Source organism: Vibrio sp. 1288 (assembly GCF_033344475.1).
The window spans coordinates 1-12,283 of sequence record NZ_JAWPOX010000062.1 but is presented as its reverse complement, the minus strand read 5'-3'; the positions used below and the strand labels follow the sequence as shown (position 1 = coordinate 12,283).

The 12,283-nt window shown below is 44.5% G+C and carries 7 protein-coding genes; 4 read left to right on the top strand and 3 right to left on the bottom strand.

From position 1 onward, the window contains the following. Positions 1–1,031: 1,031 nt before the first annotated feature. The gene (locus R8O11_RS24075) at positions 1,032–2,504 is read left to right on the top strand and encodes an aminoacyl-histidine dipeptidase (RefSeq protein ID WP_005381594.1); all 1,473 of its coding nucleotides are present in this window, start codon (positions 1,032–1,034) and stop codon (positions 2,502–2,504) included. Between the two features lie 65 nt (positions 2,505–2,569). Here the strand turns inward: R8O11_RS24075 and R8O11_RS24070 are convergent, their stop codons facing one another. Beyond that, complete coding sequence (locus R8O11_RS24070; RefSeq protein ID WP_005383765.1) at positions 2,570–3,109, bottom strand: DUF3332 domain-containing protein; 540 nt, start codon at positions 3,107–3,109, stop codon at positions 2,570–2,572. Positions 3,110–3,439: 330 nt separating this feature from the next. Here R8O11_RS24070 and R8O11_RS24065 point away from each other — a divergent pair, with 330 nt between their 5' ends. The 3 genes from R8O11_RS24065 (at position 3,440) to R8O11_RS24055 (ending at position 7,516) form a co-directional block, all read left to right on the top strand. After that, the gene (locus tag R8O11_RS24065; protein WP_064376801.1) at positions 3,440–4,507 is read left to right on the top strand and encodes a succinylglutamate desuccinylase/aspartoacylase family protein; all 1,068 of its coding nucleotides are present in this window, start codon (positions 3,440–3,442) and stop codon (positions 4,505–4,507) included. Positions 4,508–4,770: 263 nt separating this feature from the next. After that, positions 4,771–6,957 carry a TonB-dependent receptor domain-containing protein gene (locus R8O11_RS24060; RefSeq protein ID WP_158157274.1) on the top strand — a complete coding sequence of 729 codons (2,187 nt, stop codon included), beginning with the start codon at positions 4,771–4,773 and terminating at the stop codon, positions 6,955–6,957. Positions 6,958–7,075: 118 nt separating this feature from the next. Further along, positions 7,076–7,516 (top strand): hypothetical protein, encoded by a 441-nt coding sequence (locus R8O11_RS24055; RefSeq protein ID WP_005381599.1) that lies wholly within the window; start codon positions 7,076–7,078, stop codon positions 7,514–7,516. A 107-nt stretch (positions 7,517–7,623) separates the two neighbouring features. Here the strand turns inward: R8O11_RS24055 and R8O11_RS24050 are convergent, their stop codons facing one another. Together R8O11_RS24050 and purL are read right to left on the bottom strand one after the other, a co-directional pair. Next, on the bottom strand, positions 7,624–7,914 hold the full coding sequence (locus R8O11_RS24050; protein ID WP_064376808.1) for a DUF3622 domain-containing protein: 291 nt from the start codon (positions 7,912–7,914) through the stop codon (positions 7,624–7,626). 295 nt (positions 7,915–8,209) lie between these two features. Then, positions 8,210–12,103: a phosphoribosylformylglycinamidine synthase gene (gene purL / locus R8O11_RS24045; protein WP_318194519.1), complete on the bottom strand. Its 3,894-nt coding sequence runs from the start codon at positions 12,101–12,103 to the stop codon at positions 8,210–8,212. Positions 12,104–12,283 lie beyond the last annotated feature (180 nt).

The following is a 12,283-nucleotide window of genomic DNA, read 5'->3' as shown; positions in this document are numbered from 1 at the left end:
TCGAGCATGATCGAATCCTGTAAAGGTAAAAAGTAAACGGTTGCGTAATCGATTGGCGGGAATTATAAAGTTATCAAATAGCAAATTCTAGATAGAATCTTCACTCTAATGCGTTTTTTTTCTTTGGATATGAAACACATTCTCTAACCCATCAAAGCAAGTAAAGAAATATATTCTTATAAAACAATAGGTAACCCAGATAACACAGTTCTCTAAAAGAGAATAAAAACTGAGCAATGTACTAAACTTTCAGATGAAAAAGGCCCATTTTAAACATGGTATCTAACAGATTTGATGGAAAAGTCGATAAAACCGATGAATGGGGAATAGAAGAAGGCTTTGATGGCAATAAGTGAGTCAGGAAGAGAAAATAGAGATAAAAAAACGCCACCCAATTTGGGTGGCGGTGAATCATGTCAGCACTATCACTGAAAAAAAATTCCAATTTATAGGGGTGAACAAACTGTTCGAGTCACATGCGTTGACTTCACTTAGTAGCCAAAGCTTGTTGGGTATACAAAGTTACCGGTGTAAACAGACTTGCTATTCCAGAACATTGTACTTGGTAAACCTTTCATAACTATCACCTTTTAAATCAATTAAACATTCGTTGATTTCTCGGTTCCTTGGAGGCGATAAAACGGACTCATCCTTTGAGCATTTCATTCTTCTCTCAGAAGCTGGTTACAAATATACCACCAAGAAATTTAATTACAAGCATTTTAGTGATTGGAATCACAAAAAATACATAAATTGACCTTTATCAAAGTTTATATGTAATTAAATTACAGTTTTATGAATTAAAAAATAAAGCCACTTTCAGAATGTATGATAGAGAACACATAGTGCTTGTTATTGTATTCACAAACTGTGACAGTTCTGAGAGAAATCCTTGTGATCGCGACTACTCGTACTCCTTATCTGGTGGTATGCTAACGGCAATTTGAAGGCCAAATCGTCTAGCATTTAATGCTACCTTGACAACATTTTTACGGTATATATTTGGCAAAGCACATCAAAAGGAGTCCTCCGTGTCTGAGTTCCATTCTGAGATCAGTACCTTATCACCTGCTCCACTTTGGCAGTTTTTCGATAAGATTTGTTCTATCCCTCATCCATCGAAACATGAAGAAGCATTAGCACAGTACATTATCAACTGGGCAACAGAGCAAGGCTTTGACGTTCGCCGTGATCCAACCGGTAACGTGTTCATCAAAAAGCCCGCGACACCAGGAATGGAGAATAAGAAGGCTGTTGTACTTCAAGCACACATCGACATGGTGCCGCAGAAAAACGAAGACACTGAACACGACTTCACCAAAGATCCAATCCAACCTTACATCGATGGCGAATGGGTAACTGCGAAAGGCACGACGCTTGGTGCAGATAACGGTATTGGTATGGCTTCTTGCCTTGCTGTATTGGCATCTAAAGATATTAAGCACGGTCCACTCGAAGTTCTGCTGACGATTGATGAAGAAGCAGGCATGACTGGCGCATTTGGCCTTGAAGCTGGTTGGTTAGAGGGTGAGATTCTTCTAAATACAGACTCTGAGCAAGAAGGCGAAGTCTACATGGGTTGTGCAGGTGGCGTTGATGGCACCATGACTTTCGATATTTCTCGAGAATCAACGCCTGCAGGTTTTGTAACACGCCAACTGACGCTGAAAGGCCTAAAAGGTGGTCACTCAGGTTGTGACATTCACACAGGTCGCGGTAATGCCAACAAATTACTTGGTCGTTTCCTTGCCGGTCATGCTCAAGAGCTTGATTTACGTTTAGTCGAATTCCGTGGTGGTAGCTTACGTAATGCAATCCCTCGCGAAGCGTTTGTTACTGTCGCGCTTCCTGTCGAAAACCAAGACAAACTTGCTGAGCTGTTCAACCACTACACTGAGCTGCTTAAAACTGAATTGGGTAAAATCGAAACAGGTATCGTAACCTTTAATGAAGCGATCACGACTGACGCGCAAGTATTTTCAATCGCCGATCAGCAACGATTCATTGCGGCACTTAACGCTTGTCCAAACGGCGTAATCCGTATGAGTGATGAGGTGGAAGGCGTTGTTGAAACTTCTCTAAACGTTGGTGTGATCAGCACAGAAGAAAATAAAGTCACCGTGCTTTGCTTGATTCGTTCTCTCATTGACTCTGGCCGTAGCCAAGTGGAAAGCATGCTGCGCTCGATTACTGAGCTAGCAGGCGCACAAATTCAGTTCTCAGGCGCTTACCCTGGCTGGAAGCCAGATGCAGATTCCGAGATCATGGCAATTTTCCGTGATATGTATGAAGGCATTTACGGTCATAAGCCGAACATCATGGTCATCCATGCTGGTCTTGAGTGTGGCCTATTTAAAGAACCATACCCACACATGGATATGGTTTCTTTCGGTCCAACAATAAAATTCCCTCACTCTCCAGATGAGAAAGTGAAGATTGATACTGTTCAGTTGTACTGGGATCAGATGGTCGCGCTTTTAGAAGCGATTCCAGAGAAAGCATAATTCAATCACGAAAAACGACAAAGGGTGCCATACGGCACCCTTTTTTTTGGTTTAGTTGAACCCAACTACACACGGTTTTGCGCGTAAGCGGCTAATTCATCCATTGAGGTTTGTGCAACAACTTCACCATCAATGTAGTAAGTAACAAACTCACCATCGCGTACACCCATGAGTGTCGCCTTTTCACCGTTACTGTAAGTAATATCCATTTGAACAGTGTTCTCATCGATTTGCTGCATTCGCCCCTGCTCAATGACACGGTTATCCGCTAATGGTGCGATTGGTGCCGTCGTTAACGATTTATCTAATTGGTGGTTTACATCAATGTAAGTATCTACCTTTGTATCGAAGATATGTGGCTTACCATTTAACGGGTTCTTACCCGTCCAAAATTCTAGAGAGTTAAACACGATATAATCCGCTGCGATCGCGACACCATAAACAGGCGCTAAAAGCATATTTAGACCACCTCGAGCGTAACGGTTGTCAACAGCTTTCAAGTTAAACCCCATAACATAACCTGTCACGGCATTACTACCTACGCAACCTGAAAGTGAAACTGCTACCGCAGTCAATGCACCAATTTTAGCAATTGCCTTTTTCATCAAAACCTCTAGTTAGAAAGTGTGAAACCTCAAATTCGGCGCGGATATTATCGGATAAAAAGTAGGGTTAAAAGTCCGTTTTTTTGTCCTCCATGAACAGTATTATTTTTAATACAGTCACATTTTTTAAGGCTATTATTGCGCACTCTTCTCTATGTCTTGTTATGTATTAAACTGATAGAAAAGATCATATTGAAAACAAAAACTTCACACATACCAAAATTTCACGCATGACGATTAAAGTAATTTGTCGTGTCCTTAATGAGAATGATTAGTGCGATTTTGCAGCAATTGTTACATTGCTGATGACGCATTTGACAGAGATGGTTTATGGCCAGAAGTAAAAAAAGCAAAGTGTTTGAGCTCTTAGGACATCAAATACAACCAGGACAACGATTAGAGATCGAATTTGAAGCAGCGAAGCTATATACACATTCGCCTTTATCTATTCCTGTGGAAATCATCCATGGGAAACAAGAAGGACCAGTGTTAATGGTGAATGCTGCTATCCATGGTGATGAGCTTAATGGCGTAGAAATCGTTCGTCAGATCATTAACCAACTGGATCCACAAAAACTGAAAGGCACTGTCATTGCAGTACCTATCGTTAACGTTTTTGGTTTCATCCATAAATCTCGTTACTTGCCCGACCGACGAGATCTCAACCGTTGCTTTCCTGGCAGTGAAAAAGGCGCACTTGCATCTCGTATGGCACACGGGTTCTTTAACAACATTGCCAAGCGTTGTGACTACATTTTGGATCTACACACAGGGGCAATTCATCGCACGAACTTGCCACAGATTCGCGCAAACTTAAGCAACCCAGAAACTCTACGTATTGCTCAAGCATTTTCGACGCCAGTGATTGTTGATTCAGCATTGCGTGATGGCTCTTTACGCAGTGAAGCAGAAAAATGCGATATTCCAGTGCTCACCTACGAAGCTGGCGAAGCATTGCGTTTTGATCCACTTTCGATCAGCGCTGGTGTACTCGGGATTCGGCGCGTAATGCAAGCCATTGGTATGTTGCGTGCGAGCAGGAAAAAGCTGCCTGAGCCTATCATAGCGAAGTCCACCAGCTGGGTTCGCGCGTCAGGTAACGGCATTTTGCGTACTGTCGTTAATCTGGGAGACAAAGTAGAACAGGGGGAAACGCTCGCTTATATTAGCTCTCCTCTTGGTCATGATGAGATAGAACTAAAAGCCCCGAAGCGTGGTTTGGTTATCGGTCAACAAACATTACCATTGGTGAACGAAGGCGATGCAATTTTCCACCTTGCCTATTTTAACCAAGGTGATAATGCTTTAGAGCAAGCAGTCGAAAGCTATATTGAAGGCCTCACTGAATTCGATGCCGAGCCGCTGACCACCGGACAGATACCGTTAGAAACTCAGTAATTCCTACCAAGTAGGCGCCTGATTAGCTCAAAAGGGGCAACAGTGCTCGCACTATCTTGTTTAAAACCAATAAGCTCAGCGTCCATGATGCTGGGCTTTTTGTTTTATGTACGCTAACGATACTTATCGTAGTTTCCACGAATGGATAAAAAACTTTACAATCCGTCGCAAAAACACATTTGATAATTAATCTCATTATCATTTATTAATCGTAATAATGTTCTTATAATCCCAGCTTCATAAAAACACTATAAATCATCAATATGAAACGATTAAAAAGTCATCCATTCAAAGTAAATCTCATTTCACTGGCTTTGCTCTTCCCTCTTTATTCATATGCCGAGACAGCGCCAAATGAAGAGCTTGAAGTCATAGGCGTTCGTTATGCCAAACCTATTACCATTGCTGAGCCTGCGCAAACCACCATTAATTGGTCAGAGATTGAAGAGCAACAGTACTCTAATTTTGCCTCAATGATCGATGCCGTTCCCGGTGCATCAATAGATGGTGGCGGTCGTTCTGGTGGCGAACGTATTAACATTCGTGGTTTTGATGATCCAAGCGATATCGCCGTCTTTGTCGATGGCGCTCCAATTGGTTTTCAACAATACCGCTACGGTACCTTCTTTTTTGATCCGTTCTTAATTGGCGAAGCAGAAATTATCAAGGGCGCGCACGACTATCGAGCACTCAACGGGAAGTTTGGTGGCTCCATTCGCATTAAAACCAAAAGTGTCGATGATCTCCTGTACGGCGAAAGAAACTTTGGTGCCCGCATCTCAAGTGCATACAACACCAACGGCGATGAGAACGCCTACACGCTAACACTCTATGGTAAAAACGATACTGGTTTTTATTTTCTAGCGAATGGCTCGGTAAAAGATTCTGATGACATTAAAGTCGGAGGTGGTGAAACGCTGGATTACTCAGGTTATGAGCAAGAAAACATGCTCGTAAAGGTCGGTTATGAAAATAACGATCACGAGTTTGAAATTAGCCACACTCGCTACAAAGATGAAGGTCGTAAACCTTGGGCTAACCGCCGCGGAAAAATGCCTAACATCACCGAATACAATATCAAGAAATACGGCTCATTAGAAAAAGCCCAATACGCTTACACCGTCGATAACAAATACACGGACAACACCACGACCATCTCTTACCACTACATGCCGACTAACCCGTATATTGATTTCAATATCAAAATGGCACGTTCCGAAAACGATCGTCATTGGGTTCGCCCTGACGTAGCATTCGAGAAAATGTTCGTTTCTGTTGGCAGTTACGGTCATGAGTCATGGCTGAGTTACGAGCGTGATTACGTTGATGTGTTTAACCAAGCGCAATTCGGAGACCACACTCTAGTCACTGGGCTTCAATATCAAAAAACCGATAGAGACTCGTTAGTATTCAACGCATCATACGACAGTAATGAAGCGAAAAACTACGGTTGGTACACCCCTTACTACGAACCATCTGGCACGCAGTCAATTTATGCCGCTTACATTGCTGATCACTATCAAGCAACAGACCGCCTAACAATCACACCTTCTCTGCGTTACGAATACATCAAGAGTGAAGGAAAAGGGAACGCAGCGCCGGATTATAATGATCCAGCTGCCGGACATAACTACGGTGAAACGACGCATAAAGGCTTTAGCCCACGTTTGGATATCGACTTTGATGCGAGCAATAATACGCGTTTAAACGCCTCCTACGCCTACGCTTTAAAAGCACCAACCGTTGATAACATCTACTCAGTGCAATATGCGCGAGCTACCGCTACGGCTACTGCTTTGAATCTGGACGTGTCTCGTATCCATGCTTATCAAGCAAGCGTTATCAACTTAACGGAAGGGCTGGTGAACTCTCGCGATAACCTCGCAACAGAGTTAACTATGTTCTATAACGATGTTAGCGACACAGTTGATATACGAACGGGCGAAAACCTCGACAAAAATACTACTGAGTTACAAAGCTGGAATACAAACCTAGATGGCTTTAAAAACTATGGCTTTGAGCTAATTTCACAATACCGGATTGAAGATTTCTACAGTAATTTCTCAGCAAGTTACATTCGCGGCAAAAACAAAGGTAGCCTATCTGACTCTACAGGTTCAGATGATGATCATCCTGATGTACCGCCATTAAACATTAATCTGGGTTTAGGTTACGAATGGATTCCTGGTTTACGTGCGGGCTGGGAAGTCCGTTGGTATGATGCGCAAACCAAAACCAAGGCAAGCGGTAACAATTTAAAAGTGAAATCGCCAAGTGAGCAATACACGCTACAAAACGCTTACGTGGTTTGGGAAATACAACAAGTCGAAGGCTTGAGCGTTGGCGCGGTTGTGAAAAACTTAACCGATCGTTACTACGAAGCATACCTATCTAATGGCGTGCCTTCGCCTGGTCGCGAAGTCAAACTGCACCTCACTTATCAATACTAACCATACCTAAAAGATGCAGGGCAGACATTAACTGCCCTGTTATATCGTATCCAATGGCCATAATTGCACGCCGTTTTATTTATCAGTATTATCATTTCCTTTTGCTTGTATACACATTATGAACAATCTAAAAACACGGCTTCTTCTGATTTGCTTCTTCCCTGTAGGTAGCCTAGCGCAAGCTTCTGAGAACATTGCAGACTACTTACAAGAACAAAGCAAGCACCAAGTTTCAGAAGATTTTTACGCACAGCCAACAGCAAATAACCTGAATCTAGATGCAAAAACTAACTCTTTAACTTGGCACGAAGATGGTAAGCCGGATCACTGTCGTTACGCCAAGCAGCCCAAAGACGTCGCAACACATTTCGACTACGGTGAAGCAAACGATCTATCTGACGGCTTACAACACTTTGATTTACCGGAAAGACATTCTGCAAAGGTCAAATCGACACATCGCACTTATGCTAATAACCCTCACCTTCTTCCTGGCAATAAACAATTTGCAGCCCCTGAAGACGGCACGTTTAGCTTGTCCGTATCGTCGGATTGTTTTTAGCCGATATAAATAAAAAATGCCCTGAGACAAAACTCAGGGCATTTTCACTATTTGTTTGATGGGTAACGTCACCATCTCACCGATTTAAACTTATTCTTCGTCAGTGTCTACTTCGTTTCACGTGCTTTGCGGGCTTCTTCTTTACGAACTTTTGCCGCTAGTTGTTCTGCTTCACGCTCTTGACGTTGCGCTGCTTTACGCTCGTTACGAACCACTTGGTTTTGGATAAACCCAGCCAGTTCTTGTTCAGCCCAAGCTTGAGCTTTCTCTTCGCTGTCAAAGCCTGTTTCACGCTTTGATACTACAGTCTTACGAGATGTTACTTGGCGAGTGATTTCTGCGCTCCAGCCGTTACGTTTTTCAGTGACGCGGATAGCAAATTTTGGATTCTTAGACATTTCTTTCATTTCCTAAGGGATTTAGGGATCAATCAGGGATTCGGTCAACTTGATAACTCCATCTAAGCTGAGCTGTTTAACACCATCCCTTGGTAAGCGCGGTATTAGAGCATAAAAGTAATCTAAACGCTGCAAGTTTTTTACGCTAGATAATAGATGACAAAGAAGAGGCAAAACAAAGCAACGTTTCGCCAAGTCACTAGAAAGAGCGACGAAGAAAAAAGAGTGATAAGAAAAAAGAAAGCGCTGGTCTCTCAACCAACGCTTTACTTAAGCTAGATTAACCTTTGGTTAATTAACCGATATTCCTACGGGCATTTTGGAACATACGCATCCAAGCGCCATTTTCACCCCAACCTTCCGGAGCCCAAGAATTTGCAACTGTGCGGAATACGCGCTCTGGGTGAGGCATCATGATAGTTACGCGACCGTCTGCTGTTGTTAAACCGGTAATCGCGTTTGGCGAACCATTCGGGTTGTTCGGGTATTGTTGTGTTGGGTTACCGAGGTTATCCACGTAACGAACCGCAACCGTACCTGATGCTTCAATCGCTGCTAGGTGCTCTGCATCACGTACTTCTACACGCCCTTCACCGTGGGAAACCGCGATTGGCATGCGCGAACCAGCCATTCCGTCGAAGAATACAGAGTCAGATTTCTGAACTTCAACTAGACTAAAGCGCGCTTCAAAACGCTCAGATTCGTTGCGCACAAAACGTGGCCACAAGTTTGCACCTGGGATCAGCTCTTTCAGGTTTGATAGCATCTGACAACCGTTACATACACCTAAAGAGAACGTCTCTTCACGGTTGAAGAAGGCTTGGAACTGTTCACGAGCTTGTGCGTTAAACAGGATAGACTTAGCCCAACCTTCACCCGCACCTAGTACGTCGCCGTAAGAGAAGCCACCACAAGCTACTAGGCCATGGTATTCATCCAGTACCGCTTGGCCTGTTAGGATATCGCTCATATGGATGTCGGTTGCTTCAAAGCCTGCTCTGTCAAACGCTGCTGCCATTTCGACGTGGGAGTTAACGCCCTGCTCACGTAGAATTGCCATCTTAGGTTTAGCACCTTTCGCAATGTACGGTGCTGCAACGTCTTCATTTACGTCGAAGCTGAGCTTAACGTTTAGACCCGGGTCAGAGTTGTCTTTCTTAGCTTCGTGCTCTTGGTCTGCACACGCTGGGTTATCACGTAGGCTTTGCATCTTATGCGTTGTTTCAGCCCAGATAACGCGTAGTTCGGTACGTGAACGTTCAAGCACAACTGCATCACCAGAAGTGATAACAAAGTCGTCTGAAGCTTCAACAGAACCAATCACATGTGAGCATGCCTCTAAGCCGTTTGCCGCCAGAGTAGATAGAACTGAATCTAGATCATCATTCTTAACTTGAACAACCGCACCTAGCTCTTCGTTAAATAGAACGGCTAGCGCATCATCACCCAGCTCTGCGATGTTCGCTTTTACGCCACAGTGACCCGCGAATGCCATCTCAGCCAGTGTAACAAACAGACCGCCGTCGCCTTTATCGTGGTAAGCCACTAGCTTGTCATCACGTACTAACGCTTGCATTGCATCAAAGAAGCCTTTTAGCTGCTCTGCATTATCTACGTCAGCAGGTTTGTCACCCAGCTGTTTGTATACTTGTGCCAATGCTGTCGCACCTAAGCGGTTTTTGCCGTTACCCAAGTCAACAAGAACTAGAGAAGTATTTCCTTTGTCAGTGCGTAGTTGTGGAGTCACGGTCTTACGTACGTCTTCCACACGACCAAATGCCGTGATAACTAACGACAGTGGAGAAGTGACTTCTTTGCTCTCGCCGTTTTCTTCCCACTTGGTTTTCATCGACATGGAGTCTTTACCAACTGGGATAGTCAAACCTAACGCAGGACACAATTCTTCACCAACCGCTTTCACTGCTTCGTAAAGACCCGCATCTTCACCTGGGTGACCCGCTGGAGACATCCAGTTCGCAGACAGTTTAATGTGTTTAATATCACCGATGTCTGTTGCCGCAATGTTCGTTAGTGACTCACCAACGGCTAGGCGAGCCGATGCTCCAAAGTCTAGTAATGCCACTGGCGTGCGCTCACCCATCGACATTGCTTCGCCATGGTAAGTGTCGTAGCTTGCCGCTGTTACTGCGCAGTTTGCTACTGGTACCTGCCAAGGACCAACCATTTGATCACGAGCAACCAGACCCGTTACTGTTCGGTCACCGATAGTAATTAGGAATGTTTTTTCTGCAACAGCAGGAAGACGAAGTACGCGATCCACCGCTTCATTAAGCTCAATACCATCACGAACAATGGCAGGGCTTTCCACTTTTAGTGTGGTTGCGTCACGGTGCATCTTCGGTGGCTTACCAAGCAGGATATCCATTGGCATATCGATTGGCGTATTGTCGAAGTGAGAATCTTCTAGCGTTAGATGACGCTCTTCTGTCGCCACACCCACCACTGCATACGGTGCGCGTTCACGCTTACAGATGGCGTCGAATGCTTCCATGTTTTCTGGCGCTACCGCTAGAACGTAACGTTCCTGTGATTCGTTACACCAGATTTCCAGTGGGCTCATGCCCGGCTCATCGTTTGGTACATCGCGTAATTGGAACTTACCGCCACGCTCACCGTCGTCGACAAGTTCAGGCAATGCGTTAGAGATACCGCCTGCACCCACATCGTGGATAAATGCGATTGGGTTATCGTCGCCTAACTGCCAACAACGGTCGATCACTTCCTGACAGCGACGTTCCATCTCTGGGTTTTCACGCTGTACCGAAGCGAAGTCCAGATCTTCTGCTGACTGACCAGATGCCATGGAAGATGCCGCACCACCACCAAGACCGATGTTCATTGCCGGACCACCAAGTACGATTAGGCTCGCACCTACAGGGATCTCTTTCTTCTGTACGTGTTCATCGCGGATGTTACCCATACCACCAGCAATCATGATTGGTTTGTGGTAACCACGAATTTCTTCACCCGCATGAGAAGTGACTTTTTCTTCGTAAGTACGGAAGTAACCCAATAGATTTGGACGACCAAATTCGTTGTTGAATGCCGCGCCGCCAAGAGGGCCTTCAAGCATGATGTCTAACGCATTCACAATACGACCCGGCTTGCCGAAGTCGGTTTCCCATGGCTGTTCAAAACCAGGAATACGTAAGTTAGAGGTTGTAAAGCCAACCAGACCCGCTTTTGGCTTACCGCCGATACCCGTCGCGCCTTCGTCACGGATTTCACCGCCTGAGCCAGTCGATGCGCCCGGCCATGGAGAGATTGCCGTTGGGTGGTTGTGCGTTTCTACCTTCATCAAGATGTGCGTATCTTCATGGTGGTACGTGTATTGACGAGATTTAGGGTCAGGGAAGAAACGCCCCGCTTTAGAACCTGTCATAACGGCTGCGTTGTCTTTGTATGCAGACAGTACATAGTCAGGTGTCGTTTCAAAAGTGTTTTTGATCATTTTGAACAAAGACTTAGGTTGATCTACCCCGTCGATAGTCCAATCTGCGTTAAAAATTTTGTGGCGACAATGCTCTGAGTTCGCCTGAGCAAACATCATCAATTCAATGTCGTTTGGGTTACGCCCAAGCTTAGTAAAGTTCTCTACCAAGTAATCAATTTCATCTTCTGCGAGTGCCAAGCCAAGGGAAACGTTTGCCTCTTCAAGCGCAAGACGACCGCCAGCTAAGATATCAACATGTGCGACAGGCTTAGGCTCTGCAACAGTAAATAATGCTGATGCGGCTTCAAATTCTGTGAATACTGTTTCCATCATGCGGTCGTGAATTAACGCTTTAACAGCGTCAGCTTGAGCTTCTGATAGAACAACTGAAGATTCGACATAATAAGCCGTACCACGCTCTAGACGTTTCACTTTATCCAGACCACAGTTAACAGCGATATCGGTAGATTTAGAAGACCAAGGCGAGATAGTGCCAGGACGAGGCGTGACAAGAAGTAGAAGACCTTCAGGCTCATGCTCTTCGATGGTTGGGCCGTAAGTTAGTAACTTTTCAAGTTTTTCTAACTCTTGGTCATCAAGGTCTGACTTTAGATCGGCAAAGTGCATAAACTCGGCATAAATGCTAGTTACAGGCAGATCTTGTTCACGACAAAGTTCCAGTAGTTTATTAACACGAAACTCAGAAAGAGCTGGGGAGCCACGCAAAATTCTCATGTGCTTAGGTCTCTTATGCAATTGATTAAGGTGATATTGGAATAAATTCAGACACTTAAAATAAGCCCTGTCGAACCTATGCCGATTCCACCTCGTCATTGCGAGCGCATTATATAGTAATTGTTTTTGTGATGTAACACCAAAAGCAACCGTTTGCGTCATTTTTTTTGTCAAATTTGA